22 protein-coding genes are annotated in these 23,429 nt (G+C 60.3%); 12 read left to right on the top strand and 10 right to left on the bottom strand.

What is annotated here, in order from left to right; all coding sequences use genetic code 11:
- Positions 1–198: 198 nt before the first annotated feature.
- The gene (locus P4G45_RS00410; RefSeq protein WP_348267723.1) at positions 199–2,619 is read right to left on the bottom strand and encodes a TonB-dependent receptor; all 2,421 of its coding nucleotides are present in this window, start codon (positions 2,617–2,619) and stop codon (positions 199–201) included.
- Between the two features lie 237 nt (positions 2,620–2,856).
- Here P4G45_RS00410 and coaBC point away from each other — a divergent pair, with 237 nt between their 5' ends.
- Positions 2,857–4,104, top strand: a complete 1,248-nt coding sequence (gene coaBC, locus P4G45_RS00405) for a bifunctional phosphopantothenoylcysteine decarboxylase/phosphopantothenate--cysteine ligase CoaBC (RefSeq protein WP_348267722.1) — start codon at positions 2,857–2,859, stop codon at positions 4,102–4,104.
- Here coaBC and P4G45_RS00400 read toward each other — a convergent pair.
- A complete protein-coding gene (locus P4G45_RS00400) occupies positions 4,094–4,642 on the bottom strand; it encodes an isoprenylcysteine carboxylmethyltransferase family protein (protein ID WP_348267721.1) in 549 nt (182 codons plus the stop codon). The genes coaBC and P4G45_RS00400 overlap by 11 nt on opposite strands.
- A 170-nt stretch (positions 4,643–4,812) precedes the next feature.
- Here P4G45_RS00400 and panB point away from each other — a divergent pair, with 170 nt between their 5' ends.
- From panB to P4G45_RS00385, 3 genes are all read left to right on the top strand, one after another.
- Positions 4,813–5,715: a 3-methyl-2-oxobutanoate hydroxymethyltransferase gene (gene panB / locus P4G45_RS00395; RefSeq protein ID WP_348267720.1), complete on the top strand. Its 903-nt coding sequence runs from the start codon at positions 4,813–4,815 to the stop codon at positions 5,713–5,715.
- Positions 5,716–5,721: 6 nt separating this feature from the next.
- Positions 5,722–6,555, top strand: coding sequence for a pantoate--beta-alanine ligase (panC, locus tag P4G45_RS00390; RefSeq protein ID WP_348267719.1), 834 nt, complete (start codon positions 5,722–5,724; stop codon positions 6,553–6,555).
- Positions 6,556–6,924: 369 nt separating this feature from the next.
- Positions 6,925–8,247, top strand: a complete 1,323-nt coding sequence (locus tag P4G45_RS00385) for a GGDEF domain-containing protein (protein ID WP_348267718.1) — start codon at positions 6,925–6,927, stop codon at positions 8,245–8,247.
- Positions 8,248–8,270: 23 nt separating this feature from the next.
- On the opposite strand, the gene P4G45_RS00380 is transcribed toward P4G45_RS00385, so the two are convergent.
- From P4G45_RS00380 to P4G45_RS00370, 3 genes are all read right to left on the bottom strand, one after another.
- Complete coding sequence (locus tag P4G45_RS00380) at positions 8,271–8,468, bottom strand: Thivi_2564 family membrane protein (protein ID WP_348267717.1); 198 nt, start codon at positions 8,466–8,468, stop codon at positions 8,271–8,273.
- Positions 8,469–8,664: 196 nt separating this feature from the next.
- Positions 8,665–9,186, bottom strand: coding sequence for a DUF4126 family protein (locus P4G45_RS00375; RefSeq protein WP_348267716.1), 522 nt, complete (start codon positions 9,184–9,186; stop codon positions 8,665–8,667).
- Positions 9,187–9,277: 91 nt separating this feature from the next.
- Positions 9,278–11,749: an endonuclease MutS2 gene (locus P4G45_RS00370; protein WP_348269282.1), complete on the bottom strand. Its 2,472-nt coding sequence runs from the start codon at positions 11,747–11,749 to the stop codon at positions 9,278–9,280.
- A gap of 140 nt (positions 11,750–11,889) precedes the next feature.
- Between P4G45_RS00370 and P4G45_RS00365 the strand changes: the two genes are divergently transcribed.
- Entirely contained in the window at positions 11,890–12,444 is a 555-nt protein-coding gene (locus tag P4G45_RS00365) for a zinc ribbon domain-containing protein (protein WP_348267715.1), read from the top strand.
- Positions 12,445–12,461: 17 nt separating this feature from the next.
- Here the strand turns inward: P4G45_RS00365 and P4G45_RS00360 are convergent, their stop codons facing one another.
- On the bottom strand, positions 12,462–13,001 hold the full coding sequence (locus tag P4G45_RS00360; protein WP_348267714.1) for a TlpA disulfide reductase family protein: 540 nt from the start codon (positions 12,999–13,001) through the stop codon (positions 12,462–12,464).
- A 2-nt stretch (positions 13,002–13,003) separates the two neighbouring features.
- On the bottom strand, positions 13,004–13,483 hold the full coding sequence (locus P4G45_RS00355; protein ID WP_348267713.1) for a rhodanese-like domain-containing protein: 480 nt from the start codon (positions 13,481–13,483) through the stop codon (positions 13,004–13,006).
- 137 nt (positions 13,484–13,620) lie between these two features.
- Between P4G45_RS00355 and hemB the strand changes: the two genes are divergently transcribed.
- The 7 genes from hemB (at position 13,621) to P4G45_RS00320 (ending at position 21,260) form a co-directional block, all read left to right on the top strand.
- Positions 13,621–14,610: a porphobilinogen synthase gene (gene hemB / locus P4G45_RS00350; protein ID WP_348267712.1), complete on the top strand. Its 990-nt coding sequence runs from the start codon at positions 13,621–13,623 to the stop codon at positions 14,608–14,610.
- A gap of 317 nt (positions 14,611–14,927) precedes the next feature.
- Positions 14,928–15,428, top strand: a complete 501-nt coding sequence (locus P4G45_RS00345) for a lysozyme (RefSeq protein ID WP_348267711.1) — start codon at positions 14,928–14,930, stop codon at positions 15,426–15,428.
- Positions 15,429–15,628: 200 nt separating this feature from the next.
- Positions 15,629–17,047, top strand: a complete 1,419-nt coding sequence (gene lpdA, locus P4G45_RS00340) for a dihydrolipoyl dehydrogenase (protein WP_348267710.1) — start codon at positions 15,629–15,631, stop codon at positions 17,045–17,047.
- Positions 17,048–17,121: 74 nt separating this feature from the next.
- Positions 17,122–17,868 (top strand): lipoyl(octanoyl) transferase LipB, encoded by a 747-nt coding sequence (gene lipB, locus P4G45_RS00335; protein ID WP_348267709.1) that lies wholly within the window; start codon positions 17,122–17,124, stop codon positions 17,866–17,868.
- Between the two features lie 79 nt (positions 17,869–17,947).
- Positions 17,948–18,949 (top strand): alpha/beta hydrolase, encoded by a 1,002-nt coding sequence (locus P4G45_RS00330; RefSeq protein WP_348267708.1) that lies wholly within the window; start codon positions 17,948–17,950, stop codon positions 18,947–18,949.
- Between the two features lie 170 nt (positions 18,950–19,119).
- Positions 19,120–20,745: a 2-oxoglutarate dehydrogenase, E2 component, dihydrolipoamide succinyltransferase gene (sucB, locus tag P4G45_RS00325; protein ID WP_348267707.1), complete on the top strand. Its 1,626-nt coding sequence runs from the start codon at positions 19,120–19,122 to the stop codon at positions 20,743–20,745.
- A 134-nt stretch (positions 20,746–20,879) separates the two neighbouring features.
- Positions 20,880–21,260 carry a hypothetical protein gene (locus P4G45_RS00320; RefSeq protein ID WP_348267706.1) on the top strand — a complete coding sequence of 127 codons (381 nt, stop codon included), beginning with the start codon at positions 20,880–20,882 and terminating at the stop codon, positions 21,258–21,260.
- An 80-nt stretch (positions 21,261–21,340) separates the two neighbouring features.
- Here the strand turns inward: P4G45_RS00320 and purK are convergent, their stop codons facing one another.
- The 3 genes from purK to P4G45_RS00305 form a co-directional block, all read right to left on the bottom strand.
- The gene (gene purK, locus P4G45_RS00315; RefSeq protein ID WP_348267705.1) at positions 21,341–22,537 is read right to left on the bottom strand and encodes a 5-(carboxyamino)imidazole ribonucleotide synthase; all 1,197 of its coding nucleotides are present in this window, start codon (positions 22,535–22,537) and stop codon (positions 21,341–21,343) included.
- Positions 22,534–23,040 (bottom strand): 5-(carboxyamino)imidazole ribonucleotide mutase, encoded by a 507-nt coding sequence (gene purE, locus P4G45_RS00310; RefSeq protein WP_348267704.1) that lies wholly within the window; start codon positions 23,038–23,040, stop codon positions 22,534–22,536. Before purE ends, purK begins: the two co-directional genes overlap by 4 nt.
- A gap of 165 nt (positions 23,041–23,205) precedes the next feature.
- Positions 23,206–23,424: a hypothetical protein gene (locus P4G45_RS00305; RefSeq protein WP_348267703.1), complete on the bottom strand. Its 219-nt coding sequence runs from the start codon at positions 23,422–23,424 to the stop codon at positions 23,206–23,208.
- Positions 23,425–23,429 lie beyond the last annotated feature (5 nt).

Below are 23,429 nucleotides of genomic sequence, written 5' to 3'. Positions count from 1 at the left end.
GAAAGTCAATGAGGTGGTCAGACCGGAAGGTAGTCCACCTACGGAAGAACTTACAAGTCCACGTGCGAAAGCCCACCCTTCGCGATGAACTGCGAAGGGTGGGCCGGTATGCGGATTGTACAAAGTAGTCTCTAGCGGCCCGGCGAAAGTCCAAACGTCACCGAAAGCATAATGCTGCGCCCCGGAAGCAGATTGGGATTATCGGCAAAGGTTTCGCCCCCCGGTAAATCCAGGCGATGACGTCGTCGCTCCGATGAATGGATTCGCATAGGTCAGTCCATTTACGACCAGCGGCGCAGCCACCAGTGCTCCTCCCGGACTGACGCTCGTAACGTTGTGAGAGCCCATCAGGTTGTTGATGCTCAGCCTGATCTTGGTCTGATCGAAGTGCGAGCCGCCCCGAATGGTGTAGTTGATGAAGGCATTGGAGACGTTGTAAGGATCGTCGCGGAGTTGATTGTGATACGCGCCGTTGTCCTCCCACTTGGAGCCGATGCGCTTGTTGAAGACACCGACGTTCCATCCCCTCTCCTGATAAGTAAGACCCTCTGCCTCCGTATCGGTCGGCGCTTCCGCCACCCAAAGGTCCGACGGCGCCTTGACCACAAGCGGATTGCTGCTGCTCCCATTAGGACTGTAAGCGGTGAGCGTGCCGACATAAGTCGCCTTGCCCCGTGTCGCATTCAGATACAAGCTGAGTCCGCTGCCGAGGTAGATGCTGCTCTCGAACTCACCGCCCAACGTGATCGAACTGGGCGAGATGTACTGGATGGATTCGCCGAACAGCGGCGAGTTGGGGTCGTTATTGGTCGCGGAGGAGTAGCCGTTCTGAAAACGTGTGTGATAGAAGTCCGCATCAAACGTGACGCGCTTGAGCTTCAGCACCGTACCCGTCTGGTAGGTCGTTGAGGTCTGTGGCTTGGGTGGTGTACCGACCAGCGCGCCCGCCGTATCGTAGACGCTGCTCGGCGGAACGACGCTTCCCGTCGATGCCTGCGCGTACACCGACCAGTTGGGCTTCAACCGGTAGTTGGCGTCGAGCGACGGCAGCCAGGAGTGATAGTTGACCGAGTTGCTGACGACGGTAAAGGGCTTGCCCGTAATTGGGTTGACGCTGCCGATCTTGCCGCCATTGTCGGCGAACTGGTCGAGGGCCATGGTGTAGAAGGCGAACTTGAGGCCGGCCGTGATACTCAGCTTGTGGGTGGCCATCAACTGATATTCGGCATAAGGCTGGTAGGAGTTCGTCCGGAACTTCTCGCTGAAATTAGGCAGCGTGTCGTCCTTCAAAGTAAAGGGGTTCGAAGGAAACTGGTGGCGGTTGGTCGCCGCCCGCTCATACCAGAGGCCGGTGCGGAAGATGCCGCGGCTGGAGGTCTGGCTCAGGGCAAGCGTCTCGCCATACTTGCGATAGCTGTTGTACTTATCAACCGCACAGGGGCTGATCTTCTTCACCGGCGTGCCGCAGACGGTTGGGTTGATCGGAGCGCCGCCCTTGGGCTGCTTCGCATAGAACTGGGAGTTGTCGTAGTTGTACGTATAAGGCTTGAAGTCGAGGCTCCAGCTTCGGCCCAGTTGCGAGTTGACGCCGACATACTCGAAATCAGTAGGCACATGGTAGCGGTTGTACTTGTAGAAGGTCGCCTGCGTGTTGTCCGTATTTTGCAGCAGATAGTTATCGCCCTTGGCAAGAATCTGCGCGCGCGTAGAAGAGAGGTTCGGCGAGTTGGCGTCCAGCCAGATGACGCCGGTAAAGCCGGTAAGGACAGTCTTGTCGGAGAGCTTGTACTGATACTTCAACGATCCGGCGTTGCGCGTCTGATAGTTGAAGGTCTGGTAGCCATCGGAAGACATGTGATGAACATCGACGAAGAGGTTCGACTTATTGCTCTCCCCGCCAAAGTCTCCCGAGTTGAAGCTGCCGTCGAAGAGAACGGTGTTGAAGGAGCCGTAGGAAAAACCGCCGCGGAGGTTGCGTTCCGAAGGCATCTGGTTAGACAGAAGATGAATCGAACCGCCGAATGGCGTGGGTCCGATCGTCGAAGCCGTACCCGGGCTGCGGTCGAAGTCCACGCCGCCGATCCACTGTGAGGGGAAGAATGCCCAGGAGTGATGGCTCGGAGTGTTCGTGTCGTAGAAGGGAATGCCATCGAAGTCGATATCATAGCTGCCGTCGGTGAAGCCACGGAACGTGGTAGTGCTCTGGCCAAGGCCAACACCGTTCGAGTTGGTGGTCTCTGTGCCCGGCACCAGAGCGACGAGTTCGCCGTAGTCGGCGGTTGGGGCCGTGTAGTTCTGGATGAACGTGGTGTTCACTTCAGTGCGCGCCGAGCGCTCATCGAGCGGCGCATCCATAGGAGCCCGTTGCGCCGCGATCGAGGCGGAGCCGCCAGCATCGACCGTAACCTGCTGCGAAAAATTGCCCAGACTCAGCGAAAACGAGAGGTTCTTCGGCTGACCGGCAGCGAGTTGAACCCCCTGCTGGACCGCGACGGAGAATCCGGGAGCTGACACCGAAACCGTGTAGGCACCGGCAGGCAGGCCGCTGATGGAAAAATGACCGGTGGAGTCCGCGCTGGCCTTGCGCGTCAAGCTGCTCGAATCACTCTTTGCCAACACCGTAGCGTTGGGAAGGACATTGCCCCGAGGATCAAGAATGGTCCCGGTAATCGTGCTCGCATTGGATACAGACTGTGCGAACAGTGGAGAAGTGGCAACGGGAGCGATGAACAGGTTCGAGTGTCAAAGCAGCACATGACGAGAGAGTGAACGTGGTGTTGCCGCCGCGTTACTTTCTTAAGCGGTATGCACGCGCTGCCGCGATTGTGAGACCATCGGCTTTTGGAGTGAATGCATATGTGTGCCGAGCGCCTGAAGGTTACGGTAGCCGTCTGCGGAGGGATCGCCGCTTATAAGTCCGTCGAACTGGTCCGGCTTCTTCAGGACGCAGCCTTCGATCCTCACGTCGTCATGACCCGCTCCGCCGAGGAGTTCATCCGCCCGCTGACCTTTAGCGCCATCACCGGCCACAAAGTCATCACCAGCCTCTGGAGTGAGGACGCTGTTATCGGCGCGGAAGACGAAGAAGCCGCGTCCGGCATCGAGCACATCAACGAAGCGCAGACGACCCGCGCCTTGATCGTCGCTCCGGCGACAGCGCACGTTCTGGCCAAATTCGCCCACGGCCTCGCCGACGATTTTCTCTCGACCATGTATCTGGCGACGGAGGCCCCGGTCATCGTCGCGCCAGCCATGAACGTCAACATGTGGAACCACCCCGCGACCCGCGCCAATATAGAGACGCTCCGCGCTCGCGGCGTAAAAATCGTCGAACCCGGTAGCGGCTATCTCGCCTGCGGCATGGTCGGCGGCGGCCGCCTGGCCGACGGCGCAACCATCCTCGCAGCCGTACAACAAACTCTGGCTTCGGGCACCGACTTCACCAGCGAGACGGTTCTGATTACCGCAGGTGGAACCCGCGAGGCCATCGACCCCGTACGCTTCATCGGCAACCGCTCCAGCGGACGCATGGGCTTTGCCATCGCCGAGGCCGCACAACGACGCGGCGCACGCGTCATCCTTATCTGCGCGTCAACCACCATTCCCGTCCCGGCAGGCTGCGAGGTTGTCTGCGTATCCTCTGCCGCAGAGATGCGAGCGGCGGTACTGGAGCGGCTGAATGAGGCCACCATTGTGATCATGGCCGCAGCGGTCAGCGACTACACCGTGAAGCAGGCCGCCACGCAAAAATTAAAGCGCGAAGGCCCCCGCACAATCGAACTGGAGCCAACGCAGGACATCCTGCGCGAAATAGCGGCGCAGAGAAATCCTGCAACACTGGTCATCGGCTTCGCCGCCGAAACCAGCGACATCCTCGCAAATGGCCGCGCGAAGCTCGAGCGCAAAGGCGTGGACGCCGTGGTGGTCAACGACGTCTCGTCAAGCGCGTTGGGATTTGATTCCTCAAGAAACGCAGGGACCTTTCTGACGCGAGAGAGAGCGGTAGAGATCCCCGCGATGAGCAAGAGCGAGATGGCCGGGCAAATTCTCGACGAGGTCCGGCGGCTGCGCAGTTGGGCTTTAAAGCCCACAGCTATCGGATGAGGGGAATGTAAGCCGAAACGCCGTGCTGATAGTTGCGAAACTGGTCACCGAAGCGGGACGCCAGCAGACTGTCTTCGACGTGCACACGAATCTCCGTGCCGATCAGGAAGATCACGATTGCGAGGCCGAGAAGAAGCGGCGACCCAACCATGAAACCGGTTCCCAGCAGCAAACAGAACATCGACGTATAGATGGGGTGTCGAAGCAGACGATAAGGACCAGAACGCACCAGTACATGGTCCGGACTGAGCGCGGCCTCAAAACGCAGATGCCGCCCCAATGCGCGTGTGCTGGTCCACGACAAGAGAGCCGCAAACCCGAACAGGACAATTGCGAGCCCACTCTGCCACATAGCAGGTGATCTCGTCCAGAAATGCCCCAGCGATAGAAGCAGGTAGGACAACACCTGAAGCAGAACACCCCAGCGCGCACGTCGATCCCTTCTCTGCGGAGGGTTTCGGTTCCACCCATTCAGCGGAAACGGGATGAACCACACCAGCCATCCGACGGCAACGATGAGATATCCGTAGATCGGCATGGCACGATTGTAGGCCTGGAAAACTAGCTGGGCCGCTTGCGGGGCGGCTTGCCAGTGGAAGTCCGTGACGCGTAGGCTTAAAGTGCTGCCAGAGATTAGCTGGCGACAGGCGGTATCCAGCCAAAGCTGCAATTATGCAGCACGCGGCGGAGCTGCACTGGAGATTTGCAATGAGTTTGACAACGTTTCGCGCCGCGAGCGCAGACCGCCCCGGCAACCCCGCCGCAAAAGTCACAGTTCCCTCTCTTCTCGATAAAAAGCTGGCCCACGAGCCCATCACCGTCGTCACAGCCTACGACTACGCCAGCGCTCGCCTCGTCGACGAAGTCGGCCTCGACGTCATCCTCGTCGGCGACTCGCTCGCCATGGTCATGCAAGGCCACGAGAACACGCTGGCCATCACCATGGACGAGATGCTGCTCTACACTCGCGGCGTTCGCCGTGCCGTCCGCCGCGCCCTTTTAGTCGCCGATATGCCCTTCGGCAGCTACCAGATCGACGAAAGCGAGGGCGTTGCCAACGCTCTGCGCTTCGTCAAAGAGGCCGGAGCAGAAGCCGTAAAGATCGAAGGCGGACGCGAGCGGGTCGATCTGGTGCGCCGCATCGTCGGCGCTCAGGTCCCGGTCATGGGCCATATCGGCCTCACGCCGCAAAGCGTCCACCGCATGGGCGGCTATAAAGTGCAGGGCAAAACCCTGGCCGCCATCGAGGAGATGCGCGCCGACGCGCTTGCGCTTGAAGATGCCGGATGCTTCGCCATCGTGCTCGAAGGCGTTCCCCGCGAGCTGGCCAAGATCGTCACCGACGAGCTGCACGTCCCCACCATCGGCATTGGTGCCGGCCCCGACTGCGACGGTCAGGTCCTCGTCCTTCACGACATGATGACCATGACCTTCTCTGCCCCCGCCAAATTCGTCCGCCGCTACGCCGACGTCTCCGGCATAATGCGCGAGGCCCTCGGCAACTACAAGCGCGACGTCGAAACCCACCAGTTTCCCTCCGACGCGGAGAGCTACCATCTCTCCCAGGAGATGCGCGATCGCATGGCAGCCCTAACCGAGAAGGCTGGCTGACAACCCATGAAGATTGTCCAAACCGCAAGTGAAATGCAGCAGCTATGCCGCAGCCTGCGCACAGATAACGCCCCGCTGGGCTTTGTGCCAACGATGGGCGCGCTTCACGAAGGACACCTTTCGCTCGTCCGCCGGGCACGGTCGGAGTGCGCCGCGGTCGCCGCTTCCATCTTCGTCAACCCCCTCCAGTTCGGACCCAATGAAGATCTTGCAAAGTATCCTCGCACCTTCGACGACGACTGCCGACAGCTCGCCGCTGAGGGAGTCGCCTTGCTCTTTGCCCCCACCGCCGCGGAGATGTACCCCCCCGGTGCAGTCACCAAAATCACCGTAGACGGCATCGGCGACCGCCTCGACGGAGCCTCGCGCCCCGGTCACTTCACCGGCGTAGCCACCGTCGTCGCCAAATTGTTCCATATCGCCCAGCCTCACCGCGCCTACTTCGGCCAGAAGGATGCCGCTCAACTCGCCGTGCTGCGGCAGATGGTCCGCGACCTGAACTTCGACATCGAAGTGATCGGCTGTCCCATCGTCCGCGACGCCGACGGCCTCGCCCTGAGCAGCCGCAATCGCTATCTCAGCCCCGCCGAACGGGTCCAAGCCCTCGCCCTGCCCCGTGCCCTGCGCCATATCCAGCAAATTATTGCCACCGGCCAACGCCGGAGTGAGGAACTGATACGGCAGGCAACCCAGGAATTGGCCACCGTAAAGGTCGACTATCTCGCAGCCGTCGATGCGCAGACGCTTCTCCCGGTCGATATCGTGGAACCGGGAACCCTGGTCGCCATCGCTGCCTGGGTCGGCCAAACCCGCCTGATCGATAATTTTCTCGCGGGCTGACGGAGGCACTTCACCGATGTCATCCCGCCTCGGAGCGCCCCGAAGGGGAAGAGTACATCGGAACCCCAACACAATCGTTTGCCTATGGCGGGAACTCAAGCTCGCTTCATGTTTTTACATATAAAATCGATAGCGGCTTTTCGGGAGGTTGGTTTTCTTTTCTCAGGCATCTTATTAGGTAGCAATTTGAAAGAAATAGCCCTAAAGTTGCAGAAGACTGAAATAATTTCGTTCTCCGACTGTGACAGACTTATCAGGCTATTGCAATGAAACTATAACCGGTAATCAACCCATTTAGTTCAACAGGATGACAGAAGAGGCTGCGGCACGTACCCAGCTCGGTTCTACAGCGTGAAGGACAGCGATTTTATGGAGTCCAATTCAATTCACAACCAGGTCACCCAGGAAATCGAGCGGCTCTCTGGCGTGAAATTGAAGTGGCCGAAGCTGCCGCCCCTGCTCGAAGAGCGCTTCGAACAGAACATCGCCGGGCAGCGCGCCACCCACCTCTGGTATCAGGGCCTCATCGCCATCGTGTTGTTCGATCTCTTTGCCGTCATCGACTATTGCATCGGCGACGGCAACTCATGGAGTGCGATCATTCTGCGGGCGGGCATCATCACCCCGCTGGCGCTTCTGGTCAACGCCAGTATGCGGTGGAATCCGGGAAAAGTTTACCGCGAAGCCAGCGTCGCAGCGGTGATCGGCCTCGCCGGGCTCTCCCAGCTCTATATAGCGATGGACAAGAGCCCGGCCTCCTCAGCCTATGCGCAGGCCGCCCTGATCATTGTCATCCTGTTTGCAAACCTGGTGATGCGCCTGCCGTTTACCTATGCGCTCTCCACCTCGGCAGTAATGTTCGGCGCCGACCTCATCTTTATCCATTTCGATCGTTTCCTCAGCCCGGTGGAGCAGACGCTGGGTATCATGCTGACCGGTTTCTCCGTCACCATCTCCCTGGTTGCGAACTTCAGCTTCGGCCGGCATCTTCGCCTGGTTTATCTCATGCTGCTGCGCAATGAGATGCAGAGTGAAGAGCTTGCCTACGTCAACGCCGAACTGCATCGCATCTCCAACCGCGACAATCTCACCGGCCTCGCCAATCGTCACTCGTTCGAGCTCTATTGCGGGACCCTCTGGCAGCAGACCATGGCCGACGGCACCCTGCTCTCCGCCATCGTCATCGATATCGACCGCTTCAAGGCGGTCAACGACCTTCGCGGCCACCTCTACGGCGACAAAGTGCTGACTCGCGTCGCATCGCTCCTGCAGCAGTCCTTGCGCGGCAAGGACGACTTCGCGGCCCGCTTTGGCGGGGAAGAGTTTGTCGTCCTGCTCCCCCAGACCTCACAGCGTTCGGCGCTGATCGTCGCCGAGCGCATCCGCAAGCTCGTCGAGGTCGCAGGTTCGCCCGCCGTCGAATCCGCCGACTCATCCACCGTGCTCCCCACCACCGTAAGCTGCGGCGTCGCAACCTGTCTGCCCGGCGACCCGTTCTGCATCGAAGATCTGCTCGAAGCGGCCGACAAGGCCCTCTATGAGGCCAAGCGAACTGGCCGCAACCGCGTCTGCGCGGGCGAGGTCAGCCGATCCGACGGCAGTCGAAAGCACGAAGAACTCGTAGGAAGCAGAATTGGAGCTCAAAGCGAATCGACCCTTCGCGCCACGGCACGCAAGGTTCTCTGGGGATAAACAGCCGGATAGCCGCCGCGAAACTACCGCATCAAGTGCCCGTGCCCGATCGGCCCAAGCAGCCCAAACGATTGCAGCAACCACACAATCACGGCGATGATCACAACCACGCGGATGATCTGCTTAATGGTTCCATCCATCGGAATCAACCCGATCAAATACAACAGCAGACCAATCACAATCAGGGTCACAATAATGCTGATAAGCGTGGGCGTAAACATAGGGCTTCGTCCTCTTTCTAAATATCTTCTCGATCTGAGATGCCAGAAATATACAGGCCGTACTCCGGATGTACCAATAAATTCAAAAACATCCGAACCCGGCTGCCTCATGTCCCGATTCTGGGACATGGGACACCGCCAAAACGCAACGTTCGTTTGCGCACTTACAAGTGTCACCTTACGCTGTCATCCTACCTCACCCGGTCACAATCCCCAGCGCAATCACGGCGAATCCCACCGCAACAAAGTCCTCGGCGACCGCAACCGGCCAATCCTTGCCGCCTGACCACTCCACAATGGCACGGCGAACAAGATACCCCCCAAACGCGCCCACCAGCGCTCCACCGATCCCCAGAATCGCTCCTTCCGTCGCCGGTCCATTCAAGCTCCCTGCGATAATCGCGCCCACCAGTCCGCCAAAGATCAGTCTCGCCAGTAGCGGCAACATCGAGGTTCGGTCCGGTGTCTGCGGCAGCTTATCGCCCACCAGCTCGCCTACTGCAAGCACGGTAAACACAATCGCGGTCACCAGCTTCGCGACCCAGGACGCCCATGTCTCGTCCACGGGCAGATTCCCGGCATAGGCAAACCAGCAGATCACCGCCATCGGAGTGAACGTCCGCATCCCCGTCGCCGCCCCAAGCATAGGGATCGCCAAAATCCACGCCATCACCGCCATCGCCATCGCTGTCCCCTCGCCCGTCGCGCCTTGCGACACCAAGAGTACAACGTTCTCCCTCTCACCGGAGAATCAAGACTCGAAGGTATCTGAAATAGCCCAGTTGCAGTTTATGCCGGCTGCAGAATCATTACTGCCTCAGCTCCACTACAGTCGCGCCCTGACCTCCCTCATTCTGCGCGGGTTCGGTGACAGTAGTGACATGGGGATGGCCGCGCAGATACTCTCGCAGCGTGCGGCGCAGGACCCCCATGCCGGTTCCGTGGACGATACGAATGCGCGGCAGCCCAGCCAGGAAGGCGCGATCGAGAAAGCGCTCAACCTCATCATGCGCCTCGTCGGCGGTGCGGCCAATCACATTAATCTCCGATGACATATAGTCCGGATCGCTATTGGTGGAGACAGTGATGTTGCCCCTCTTGCGCGCAGCTTCGAGCGGCGTGACGACCTTCACCGATTCCACTCCGGCGATGTCGTCGATACCGGCCCGCATCTTCATCGGGCCAATGGAGACCTCAAACGTCTTCGCATCAACCACCCGATCGACTCGCGCCTGCCTGCCCAACGACTTTAGCTTGACCAGATCCCCGACCTTGATGCCTTTCGGCAAATGCGGCTGCGCGGCGGGATCGTTCTTGTCCGCCCCGGTATTGTGAGCGACGACAGTCGAGTTGAACTGCTCAGAAAACTCGCGGCGCAAGCGCGCAATTCGAGCCGCGGAGTCACGCGCAATCTTCTGCGCGACGGTCTTGTCGTCGATGGCCTTGACCGTCTCGCGGAGCTGATAGGCAAAATCCTCGATCAGCGAATTGAGCTTTACTTCAAGCTCCTTCGTACGCGCCTTCTGCTCGACCCGCCCCTCCACCTCCACGCGCGCCTTCTCGCGGGACAGCTCGCGCTCCCTCTGGCGAAGCGTCTCGCGCTCAGCGATAGCCGCGGTGAGCTGGTCGTGAAGCTGGTCGAGAAACGCTCCAATATCCGCGGTCTGCGTGGTCATCTGCGCCCGCGCCGCTGTGATAATCTCCGGCGAAAGCCCAAGCCGCGCAGCGATATTCAGACCGGCAGACGCCCCCGGCACCCCCAGCCGAAGCTCATACGTCGGCGTCAGTGTCTCCTGGTCGAAGCCCACCGCCGCGTTGAGCACTCCCGCATGGTTGGCTGCGTAGACCTTCAGCGACGTAAGGTGCGTAGTGATACAGCACCAGACATTCGCCGCGAGAAAATGCGAGGCCACAGCCACGGCCAGCGCCGCTCCCTCTTCCGGATCAGTGGCCGAACCCAGTTCATCGAGCAGAACCAGCGACGACGCCGTCGCCTCGCGCGAGATGCGGTCGAGATTGACGACGTGCGCGGAGAAGCTCGAAAGATTGCGCTCGATCGACTGCGCATCGCCAATGTCCGCATAGACACTGGTGAACAGCGGCAGCTTCGCCTCCTCCGCCGGGACCGGAATCCCGGCCTGCGCCATCAGCGCCAGCAATCCCAGCGTCTTCAGCGAGACCGTCTTGCCGCCGGTGTTCGGGCCGCTGATGATGAGTTGCTTCGTCGCCGGGGGAAGGATAATCGTCAGCGGCACAGGACTATCCGCCTCACTTCCCTCTTCCCGCGCAGCGGCCTTCATGCGCAGCTCGAGCAAGGGATGTCGCGCAGCGGTAAGCGACAACTCCTCTGTAAACACAGGCCGAACGCAGTTGAGGTCAATGGCGAACCGCGCCCGCGCAACATGCGCCTCCACCTCGGCAAGGATGCACGTGCCCGTATGAATCGCGGCGGCATTCTCGCCAAGCGCCCTTGTCATCGCAACCAGGATGCGGTGAATCTCCGCCTGTTCTTCATCGAGCAGACGGACAAGTTCATTGTTCTGCTCGATCGTCTCCAGCGGCTCCACAAACACCGTCTGCCCCGACGAAGACGACCCATGCACCACGCCCGGCACCTTGCGCTTGAACTCTGCCTTTACTGGAATCACGAAGCGGTCGCCGCGAATGGTGATGAGGTCGTCCTGCGTGCTTCCGCCCTCGGTCAGCGAGCGCAGCGACCGGCGCAGGCTCTCTTCGATGGCGCGATGCTGCCGCTCCATGGCCCGGCGAATCCGGCGCAGCTCCGGCGACGCATCATCACTCAACGAGCCGTCAGGCTCGATCTTGCCGCGCAGCAACCGCAGCAGCGGCGCGAAGTCATAACCCAGCAGCGGCTCCGAGAGCGCGACGATCCCCGGCCAGTTGTACCGCGCGCCACTGGCTGGCGGATCGATCACATTACGCCATGCCGCAACCCGTTCGACGACGTTGAGCAGGCTGCTGATCTCCATCGCCTCCAGCGCTGCCCCCTCGATGCGCGCCTGGTCGAGCAGCCCCGTAGGGTCGAATAGCCCATGGAAGTCGAAGCTGCCACCGCCCGAGAGCATCTTCCGCATCTCTTCTGTCCGCTGCTGTTGCCGGTCGATCCAGCTAAGATCGGCGGAAGGCTCGAGCGCCAGCACCCACGCCCGCCCCAGCGCCGAAAATGTTCGGCCCGCAACGGCGTCGCGCAGACGCGGCCACTCCAGCGCGGCGGCGCTCGACTCAGGCAGTGGCGAGGGAACATTGGGAAGCAGGGGCATGGTCAGCAGAGGAAAAACGGTCACATTTACTATCGTATCTATTTTCAAAAAGGAGTATCGTAGCCGCGCATGGAACCGGCATGGTCCGGCGCGCGTACCAGATGTTGTAGAAGATCGCGGACTCCACCCGGAGGTGTCGAATGATCTGTCAGACATGTGGTAACCAGGTCACGGCGGAGGTCCGCTTCTGCCCCCAATGCGGCGCTCCAGTCGTAGTTGCTGCTGCTCCGGTCCCGCCGCCGCCCATTCCCCCGGCCTATCCCCCGCCGTATCCCCCTGTGTATGCAACGCGCGCGCCGCGTGTCCAGCGAAACCTGCAGATGCTCGGCATTCTGTGGTGCGCCTTCGGAGGCTACCGGATCATCACCGGGCTGATCGGGATCTTCATTATGCGAGTCATAACATTCCGAAGCTTTGGCGACTGGGGTTGGGGCGGCCCCTTCCACGGTGCTCCCTGGATGGTCGCTCTATTACCGCTCATCGCCGTGGTTTCGGTCGTGACCGCGTTCCTGGCCTTCCTCGTCGGCTTCAGCCTGCTCCGGCGCAAGCCCTGGGGACGTGTACTCGGAATCGTCGTCGCCATCCTTGCCCTGTTGAAGTTCCCCATCGGCACGGCGCTGGGCATCTACACACTCTGGGTGCTGGCCCCGGCAGAGTCGGGAATGGAGTACGAAGCCATCGCCGACCGTACCTGAAATCTGTTGGCGATCCTCTATTTTGGTAAGAGTCGCTGAAGCCTACCCTCGAACTGCTTCAAATCGACGCTCCCCTCGTACCTTTTAACGATCTTTCCCTTACTGTCGATCAGGTACGACACCGGCAAACCGAGAACGCCGCCGTAAAGCTCCCCCAAGTTCTCATCTCCCATCACCACCGGGTAGTTCAACCTGTACTTCTGGTAGAGCCTGCGCACGGGTGCAGCATCGTCATCCATCGACACCCCAATCACCTGCAAACCTCGGCCGCCGTACTGCCTCTGCCAAGCGGCGAAGACCGGCATCTCAGCCAGACACGGCGCACACCACGTTGCCCAGAAGTTCAGCAGCACCACCTTACCCCGATACGCAGAAAGCTCGACTCTCTCTCCATTCAAATCCGTGCGTATAAAGGAAGGCGCAGCCTTCTGTGCCGTCAGAGCCTGCGCTTGCGCCTCCACCGGCGACAATCGCGCCGCGCCTGCAAGGACGCCCGTCAATACAAGACAACCCGCGATCCATCTCCGGCAGGTCATACCCAAATCAGCAGCAGCCATGCCTATCGTCCCTTTGCGACCGGGTAACCCTTGTCTACCCAATCGGTTCCAAAGTTATCGGCCACGTACAAGACCTTCAGGTGAGTGAAGCCGAGAGCCTTCATCTGCTGGTAAGCCGGCCAGATGTTCGGGCACTTGCTCCAGGGGCAGCATCCGCAATAGATCACCACGAACCTGGCTCGGTCCAGCTTGCTCGCCCGATCCTTCAGAGCCCGCAGCCCCTCTTCCTGCGCGGCAGCGCCCGCATACTCCGCTCCCGGAATATGTGCCTCCGCAAACAAAATGTGGGAGCCTACCTGCAGAACAAGAGGCTTCTCTTCGGTCGGAGACTTCAGCGTCTGCGCAAGTTCCGAAGGCTGTATAAGATCCGCCGCCGGAATCCCAGACGCCCTGCCGGACTGCGCGTAGGCCACCCACGACGCCGAGCAAAGTAAAATCGCCACGCACAAAGCAGTTGCAAATCGATTCGAACGAATCCTCATGGAACATCCCCTTCTTCTCTTCTGACTAGTCGGCGGTCGACGAGAGACGAGCGTCGGCTCCGCAATCCTTTCATCTCCGCGCACACTTCAGCAAACGGCCCTCCTGCGCCGAACAGCACTCGCCGTAAACTATTCATATGAATTTCCCCGCCACGCGTCTGCGCCGCCTGCGCCGCACCGAAGCGATCCGGTCGCTCGTCCGCGAGACCCATCTCCATCCCGCCGCGCTCATCTATCCGCTCTTCCTCTGCCCCGGCGAGGGCGTCCGCAAAGAGATCAGTTCCATGCCCGGCTGCTTCAACCTCTCCATCGACGAGGCAATCAAAGAGGCGGAGACCTGCGCCGCGCTCGGCATCGGCGGCCTCCTGCTCTTCGGCCTGCCGGAACAGAAGGATGAGCAGGCAACCGGAGCATGGGTCGCCAACGGCATCGTCCAGACCGCGCTGCGCGCCTTCAAATCGAACCGCAAACTCGATTCGCTGCTCCAGATCGCCGACGTCTGCCTCTGCGAGTACATGTCGCACGGCCACTGCGGCATCATCGCCCGCGACGGCGAGCACTATGAGATCGAGAACGACTCCAGCGTAACCCTCATCGCCAAAACAGCAGCCTCGCTGGCCGACGCCGGTGCCGACATCGTCGCCCCCAGCGACATGATGGACGGACGCGTCGCCGCCATCCGCAAGGCCCTCGATACGAGCGGCCACCAGCAGACGCCCGTCCTCAGCTACGCCTCGAAGTTTGCCTCGGCCTTCTACGGCCCCTTCCGCGAGGCTGCCGACTCCGCTCCCCAGTTCGGCGACCGGCGCAGCTACCAGATGGACGGAGCCAACCTGCGCGAGGCCATGCGCGAGATCGATCAGGACATCGCCGAAGGCGCGGACATGCTGCTGATGAAGCCCGCCATGCCCTACCTCGATGTAATCCGAGCAGCCCGCGAACGCTGCGACCTGCCCCTGGGCGCCTACCAGGTCTCCGGCGAATACTCCATGATGCAGGCGGCGTTCCAGCGCGGATGGCTCGAACCCGAACGCGCCATGATGGAGTCGCTGCTCTCCATCCGCCGCGCCGGGGCCGACTTCATCGTCACCTACTTCGCCAAGGACGTCGCCCGCCTTCTGGGCTGACCCCGCCATGTTCAGGAGCATTTCGGCTGTCAAGCCCCTCTCCACGCGCCTCAAACATCCAAGCTGAACAAAATAAACGGCTTTACCGCCAAAAATATTTTCCGAAAAACTGCAAATTAGTTATACCCAATTCTTTAAACTAGAGAACAGTTAGAGAAAAATCACAGGCCCAGCGGAGACGCTGGGCCTGACTCGTTAAGACAAAGAATTTATAAATCCCGGTTGTCTGAATACTTTATCCGCAAATACCCCCTCATCTTATTGAAAACATGCGTTTTACACACGGATACCACGGGGAATACCTGAAAGGAGCATCAATGCAGCCACAACAATCCGAATTAGAGCCCACCATTCACCCTCGATCCGGCGAAGCGCCAGCTTCTGCATTCAGCTATGGCGACAAAGGTTACGCGCTCACCAAACAATTCGAAGGTCTGCGCCTCGCCGCCTATCAGGACCAGTCCGGCATCTGGACCATCGGCTACGGTCACACCGGGCCAGATGTCCACCAAGGCCTCACCATCACCATCGCCCAGGCCGATACCCTGCTGCGGAGCGATATTACCCGCGCCGCAGCCTGCGTCCATCGTGCCGTGACCACCGACATCCGCCAGTGCCACTTCGACGCACTCGTCGATTTCGTCTTCAACCTCGGTTGCAGCAGGCTGATCGATTCAACGCTGCTTCGCCACGTCAACGCAGGCGAGTTCGAACTGGCGGCGCAGCAGTTCCTGTTGTGGGACCACGCGGGCGCAGCGGTTGTGCCCGGTCTTCTCGTCCGGCGACAAGCTGAGATGGCGATCTTCCTGTCAGCCTAAAGGATCGCTGAAGCTAAAGGCAGCCCTGTTTGCCGCCGCTCGAGTCCACCGTTTCCGTGCAGCATCTAATTCCTGTGAGTCTTGCCTGATCCCCCACTGATTGCGATATTCGCCCGCAAAATGGCTCGATTGACGTGCCACAGCAAGGGGCAGAGGTAAGATAAATTGTTTGGCAAAGAACAGGAAATGGAGCAAAACCCTTGGCAGAGACGATTTATGACCTGGTAGTGATTGGCGGCGGACCGGCAGGCTATACCTGCGCCATCCGCGCCGCGCAGTATGGATTGAAGGCCGCCGTGGTTGAGTCGACCGACAAGCTTGGCGGGACCTGCCTGCACGTCGGCTGCATCCCCACCAAGGCGATGCTCTTCTCCGCCGAGGTCTGGGACCACCTGAAGCACGCCGAGCAGTACGGCATCGACGGCGTAAGCCAGCCCAAGCTCAACTGGAAGAACCTGCTCGCGCGCAAGAACGAGATCATCACCAAACACACCAAGGGCCTCGACTTCCTGATGAAGAAGAACAAGATCACCGTCGTTAATGGCTACGGTCGTCTCACCGGCCCCGCAAAAGAGGGCGTGTTCTCCATCGAAGTCGACAAGGCTGGCAAAAAAGAGACGGTCAAGGCAAAGAAGGTCGTGCTCGCCACCGGCTCCGACGCCCGTATGCTGCCCGGCTACAAGGCCGACTCGACCATTCTGACCAACATCGAAGTCCTCTCCATCGATAAGCTGCCGAAGTCGCTCGTCGTCATCGGCTCAGGCGCGGTCGGCGTCGAGTTCGCCTCCATCTTCAAGAGCTTCGGCACGGATGTCACCGTCCTCGAGATGCTGCCGCGAGTGGTCCCGGCGGAAGATGAAGACGTAAGCAAGGAGCTTCTGCGCCTCTTCAAGAAACGCGGCATCGATATGCACGTGTCGGTGAAAGACACCAAGATCGAGAAGAACAAGGATGGCGCTCTGATCTCGTGGACCGATGCAAACGGCAAGGCCCAGTCCAAGCAGGCGGAGAAGGTGCTCGTAGCCGTAGGCCGTGCACCGCGCACCTCTGACGTCGGCCTCGACAAGACCAAAATCACCCCCGACCGAGGCTTCATCCTCACCAACGAGTGGATGGAGACGACCGAGCCCGGCGTCTACGCCATCGGCGACATCGTCGCCGGTCTGCCTCAGCTCGCGCACGTCGGCGCGATGGCTGGCCTCGTCGTCGCGGCAAAGCTGGCGGGCAGATACGCTCGCGCCGTCAACCGCGCCCGCGTCCCCGGCTGCACCTACTGCGACCCGCAGATCGGCAGCGTCGGCCTCACCGAGGCGAAGGCGAAGGAAGCGGGCTACCAGGTCAAGGTCGGCAAGTTCCCCTTCGTCGGCAACTCCAAGGCGACGATCCTCGACTCGCACGATGGCTTCATCAAGGTCGTCTCCGATGCGAAGTACGGCGAGATCCTCGGCGTCCACATCATCGGGCCCAACGCCACGGAGCTGATCGCCGAGTGCGTCACCGCGCTCGAGCTTGAAGCCACGGTCGAAGAGATGATGTTCACCATCCACGCCCACCCAACGCTGTCCGAAAGCCTGCTCGATGCTTTCAGCAGCGTCGAGGGCATGGCCATCAACGTTTAGATCGCGCAAAATAAAGGAGACACCAGCCCGGTCGCGAGATCGGGCTGTGTCTTCTAACTCGCAGTATTGTTTCAATGTTCATCCACCTCCTCCATCTCGGCCGCATTCCCTATGCTGACGGCCTAGCCCTCCAGCAGCAGGTCATCGCCGCCCGCAAGCAGAACCTTATCGGCGACACGCTTCTCCTGCTCGAACACCCTCCCGTCCTCACCTTAGGGCGCAATGCCAGCCGCTCCAACATCCTCGCCTCCGACGAGTTCCTGGTTCAGCGCGGCATCGAGCTGCACGAGATCAACCGCGGCGGCGACGTCACCTACCACGGCCCCGGCCAACTCGTCGGCTACCCCATCATCGACCTGCGCGGCGACCTCCCCGGCAAGAAGGGCCCGCATCTCGGCCCTGTCGACTACGTCCGCCTGTTAGAAGAAGTCCTCATCCGCACCTGCGGCGACTTCGGCGTCATGACACAGCGCATCCCCAAACGCACCGGCGTCTGGACGATCGCAGGCGGCAGCATTCAGGAGAAGAAGATCGCCGCCATCGGCGTCCACGTCTCGCAGGGCGTCACCTCGCACGGCTTCGCGCTCAACGTCACCACCGACCTCCGCGACTTCGAGTGGATCGTCCCCTGCGGCATCACCGACCGCCAGGTCACCAGCCTCGAACTGGAAGCCGACAGCAACCATCAGCCAACCATGGAGAGCGCGCTCAACTCCACCGCCCGCAACTTTGGCCGTATCTTCGAGCGGCAGATGCTCTGGTGCGAATCGCTCGACGAGCTGCTTCATTCAGCAGGTGCGACCGCACGCGAATCTGTTTAAAAACTGCCATTGCCGTTGCATGTACTCCCTGCAGATACTCCCAATTCACAGCCAACGTCACCATTACTCTGTGGAGACTGTGACGAAGCCTCTTCTCCTTTCCCTTTGCATGATGTTCCCGTTCGCCGCTCTGAACGCGCAGACCACCACCTGGCAGCCCACGCCGGGCCATGTACAAATACCGATCTGGCCGGGAACGCCGCCTGATGCGCAGCCAGCCAAGGGGCCCGAGACTACAGAGCTGGCCACGAAGGAGCTGGTCGCCGGCAGGCCGTGGCTTGCGGTCGAAAATGTCTCGCAGCCTACGATGACCGTCTACTCGCCAACGGGAAAGAATACCGGCGCCGCGGTGGTCGTATTTCCCGGCGGCGGCTATCAGATCCTCGCCATCGACCTTGAAGGCTCGGAGATCTGCGACTGGCTGACTCCCAGGGGAATCACGTGCGTGCTGCTGAAGTACCGCGTGACGGATGTGGGCGAGTATCCGAAATCGGGGCCGTATCCGGAATCGCCGATGGCGCTCGAAGATGCGCAGAGAACGTTGGGGCTGGTGCGCTTTCACGCCGCGGAGTGGCATATCGATCCGCACAAGATTGGTGTGCTCGGTTTTTCGGCGGGAGGCCATCTGGCGGCAGCGATCAGCACGCACTACGCGAAGCGTTTGTACCCCGTTGTCGATGCTGCCGACAAAGAAAGCTGCCGCCCAGACTTTGCCGTCCCTATCTATCCGGGCCATCTGTCGCTCTCCGCGGCTGAGTGGGATGCCACGCAAGGCACCAAAAAGTTTATCGTTCCTCATCCTCCGAACGCGGATAAAGATCTCTCGCTGAATCCGGAGATTCCTGTCACCAGCCAGACGCCGCCTACGTTCCTGCTGCAGAACGAGGACGACCACGTGGACAACGTAGACGACTCGCTGAGTTACTACATTGCGCTGAAAAATGCCAGGGTCCCCGTGGAGATGCATCTCTACGCGCACGGCGGCCACGCCTTCGGCCTGCGGCGCACGAAGCTTCCAGCGACAAGATGGCCCGAGTTGGTGGAGACATGGCTGGGAACGATCGGGATGATTCCGGAGTAGTGCTCCGAGAGGACTGGAGTTTGAGACAGCACCTTGGAAAACAGCCCTGCACTTTGTGACCGCACCGGCACCGATTATCGGCTAAACATGCCAGTTTCCAACACACCGTCTTATAATCCAAAGTTGCGCGGCAATATAACCAGCGCCAGGTATCACCATAAGGATCCTTCATGCCGACTGACGTAGTTATGCCCCAGATGGGCGAATCCATCACCGAAGGCACCATCACCAAGTGGCTCAAGAAGCCCGGCGACACCATCCAGCGCGACGAGCCGCTCTTTGAAATTTCAACCGATAAGGTCGACGCCGAGATCCCCTCGCCCGTCGCCGGAACCCTCTCCGAGATCAAAGTCGAGGAAGGTAAGACCGTCACCATCAACACCATCGTCGCCACCATCACGGAGAATGGCTCCGCATCTGCCGCTGCGCCAGCAAAGGCCGAAACCGCCGCCGCTCCCGCCGCGGACACTGTTACCCCCGCCGCCGCCGAAACTCCTGCGGCAACCCAGGGCAATCCGCCAGCCGCTGCTGCTGAGTCTGCCGCCGGGCCGGGCACCGAAGTCCTGATGCCGCAGATGGGCGAGTCCATCACCGAGGGCACCATCACCAAGTGGCTCAAGAAGGTCGGCGACACCGTCCAGCGCGACGAGCCCATCTTCGAAATCTCCACCGACAAGGTAGACGCCGAGATTCCCTCGCCCGTCGCCGGAACCCTCTCCGAGATCAAGGTCGAGGAAGGCAAGACCGTCACCATCAACACCGTCGTCGCCGTCATCGGCGGGGCTGCCGGCAAGGCGGCACCGGCTGCGGCACCCGCCGCTGCTGCTCCCGCTGCGACAAAAGCCGCGCCTGCCGCAGCTCCCGCGCCCTCGGCCGCCGAAGGCGAGCGTGTCCGCTCCTCACCGCTAGTGCGCAAGATCGCCAAGGACAACAACGTTGATCTCAGGCAGATTCCGGGCACCGGCTCTGAAGGCCGCATCACCAAGACCGACATCCTCGGCCACCTCGAGGGAGGCGCGAAGCCCGCCGCCGCTGCACCTGCAGCACCTGCACCGGCCGCTGCAGCCAAACCGGCTGCTCCAACACCGCAGCCCGGCGAACTCGTCCCCATGTCGAAGATGCGCTCCATCATCGCCCAGCGCATGGTCGAATCCAAACGCACCAGCCCGCACGTCCACACCGTCTTCAAGGTGGACATGACCCGCATCGTCAAGCTGCGTGAGAAGGAAAAGAGCAAGTACGAGCAGCGCAACGGCGTCAAGCTGACCTACATGCCCTTCATCACCCGCGCTGCCATCGTGGCGCTGCGTAAGCACCCCGTCGTCAATGCGTTCCTCCAGGGCGACGCCATCCTCTACAACAAGAACATCAACATCGGCATCGCGGTCGCGCTGGACTGGGGTCTCATCGTCCCCGTCCTCAAGCAGACTGAGGAGAAGAACTTCCTCGGCATCGCTCGTGGCATCGTCGATGTGGCCGATCGCGCACGCAACAAGAAGCTCGCCCCGGACGAGATCTCCGGCGGCACCTTCACGCTGACCAACTCCGGCATCTTCGGAGAACAGTTCGGCACGCCGATCATCAACCAACCGCAGAGCGCCATCCTCGGCATCGGCGGCTTGAACAAGGAAGCCGAAGTGCTCACCGACAAGGACGGCAACGACGTCATCGCCATCCGCTCGATCCAGCGCTTCACGCTGGGCTTCGACCACCGCATCGTCGACGGAGCCGACGCCGGCAAATTCATGTCCGACTTCAAGGCCTACCTCGAAAACTGGTCCGAAGACATCGGGTAAAGAAAAATAAGCAAAACAAGGCAGGCTCTCATCAGAGAGCCTGCCTTGTTTATGGAACTACAAATATTCGGGTGCTCGATTAGCCGGAATGGCCAATGGGACTATCCGATTTCACAACGACAACGTAGCAAACTATGCCCCATGGCCATGAGCGAGCATCAAAGGCAATCATATTCGAGCTTTACCAAAAAGATGGATGTACTGCTTCGCCTCACGGTGACGTTCAATCTATTACTCGTGGCTCTAAGTTGGTCATCTTGTTCGAAGGAAGCGAGCAGAAGATCGGTGTAGCTGATCGGCTTTTTGGTTGGCTTCGACTGTGCGGCTTTAGGGCAGATTTAGTCTGGCTCTTCTTCTCGACCATTGTTCTGGCCTTCACCTTTATCTCCTTTCTGATCAAAGCAAAGGAAAATCCGGCTGCACAAGTCAACACCGTTCTGTGCCTAGCTGGCGTATTAGCATTCTGTCTTTTCGCGTATCACGTGGTCACAAGTGGTCTTCTCTATTTTGGCTGATGCTCTCAGCAACGTAAGACCGGCTACTGTTTGTTCCGGTTTAGAGTCGGGTTGAAGATTAGTTGTAAATGCGTTGGTTGCTACAGCAGCGCCTTAGCCTTCAACACCAGTTCCACCGCCTCTTCCGCCGTCATGCCCACAGCCGAAAGGTGCCCCATCTTCCGCCCCTTGCGCGGACGATGTTTCTCATACAGATGCAGCCTTACCCCCGGCACCGCCAGCGCCTCATCAAACTTCGGCTCCCGCGCCGTACCATCCTCGTTCAGCCAGACCTCGCCCAGCAGGTTCACAATCGCGGCAGGCTGCACGATCTCCACATCGCCCAGCGGCAAATCGCAGACCGCACGCACCAGTTGTTCGAACTGGCTGGTCACACAGGCCCGCTCGCTGGCGTGGTAGCTGTTATGCGGTCGCGGAGCCAGCTCATTCACCAGCAGCCGCCCGTCCTTCGTGCAGAACATCTCGACCGCCAGCACGCCCTCAAGCTGAAACGTGTCCGCGATCTCTTCGGCGATCTTGCGCGCCTCGGTCTCCATCGCCTCGGGTAGCGGAGCAGGCATCACGCTCCACGCAAGTATCTGATCCTCGTGGTGGTTCAACGCCGGCGAAAAGACCTTCACCTCGCCATTGGGAGCACGCGCCACCATCACCGAGATCTCGCGATCCAATTCAATCGCCTTCTCCGCCACGCCCGGGCCTTCTCCCAAAGCCGCCCACGCGCCGCGTACTTCATCTTCAAACGAAGCTCCCGCGGCAAACCCAACCTTGCCCTGTCCGCGCCCATCGTAGCCGCCAGTCGCGCTCTTGCAAAAACATCTGCCGCCAAGCTCGGCAATCGCGCTGCGCAACTCATCGATCGACTGCACCGCGCGATACTCTCCCAGGGGAAACCCGTTGCGCCGCAGCCAGTCCTTCTGCTCAATCCTGTTCTGAATGATCGCCAGCATCGCGCCGCTCGGACGTACCGGAGCAAAGTTTGCCGCAGCCTCCATGCTTGCCGCCGCAATCTGTTCAATCTCGAGCGTCACCACATCGCATCCACGAGCCAGGTTCGCCGCCTCGCGCGAATCGTCCCACCCCGCCTCGATGCATCCATCCACCACAAACCGTGCCGGACAAGCCGGGTCCGGATCGAGCACAAGAATGCGATATCCCATCGCGCGCGCCGCCATGGCCGTCATGCGCCCAAGTTGCCCGCCACCAAAGATCCCAATCGTCGCGCCAGGAAGAATCGGCTTTGCTGTCTGTATTTTGTTTTTGGATTTAGACAAGCTCACGCGCCGGCCTCATCTTCCCCAACCACCTGCCCCAGTACCTCGTCTCGTCGTGCCGCACGCCACTCCACCAACTTCAACCGTAACGTCGGATCGGTTGTAGCCAGCATGGCAATCGCCAGAAGTCCTGCATTTGCCGCGCCCGCCGCTCCAATCGCCAGCGTCGCCACGGGAACTCCCTTCGGCATCTGAACGATGCTCAATAGCGAGTCCATCCCCTGCAACGCCGTCGCGGCAATCGGCACGCCCAGCACGGGAACCACGGTCTTTGCCGCCAGCATTCCCGGCAGGTGCGCCGCGCCACCCGCGCCCGCGATGATCGCCCGCAGACCGCGTCCCATCGCCGCATCGGCGTATTCAAACAGCAGCTCCGGCGTGCGATGCGCCGAAACCACACGCACCTCGTGCGGCACGCCGAACTCCTTCAGCACCTCGACGGCGCCCTTCATCACCGCATAATCATTGCGGCTCCCCATCACAATTCCTATCAGCGGCTCGGCATTCATAGACCACGATTATACGTTTTCGAACGACTTAACACCGACAGGTCAAAACAACCGACCACGGATTTCGCGGACCTACACGGATCAAAAACTTAACACCGATTTTCTCTTTCAGTATTTAAAATCCGTCTTTATCCGTGTAATCCGTGGTCGGTTGTTAAACCTTTCTCAGCGACGAAAATAATCCACCGCGACCTGAACCATCGTCACCAGGCCACCGGCAGCGGTAAACAAACCCTTCATCCTCTGCATGCTGCGTTCATGCCGCTCCACGCGTTCTTCCAGTTGCGTCAAGCGTCCCGGTTGGCCTATCCCCATCACCTGCTGCATCTGGCTCTTCAAAACACTCAGGTCGGCCAGCACCTGTCCTTCAAACTCTGTCATCATGCCCC

It is taken from the genome of Edaphobacter paludis (assembly GCF_039993895.1).
In the GTDB taxonomy this organism is placed as follows: domain Bacteria; phylum Acidobacteriota; class Terriglobia; order Terriglobales; family Acidobacteriaceae; genus Edaphobacter; species Edaphobacter paludis.
This window is presented reverse-complemented; position numbering and strand designations above follow the sequence as displayed.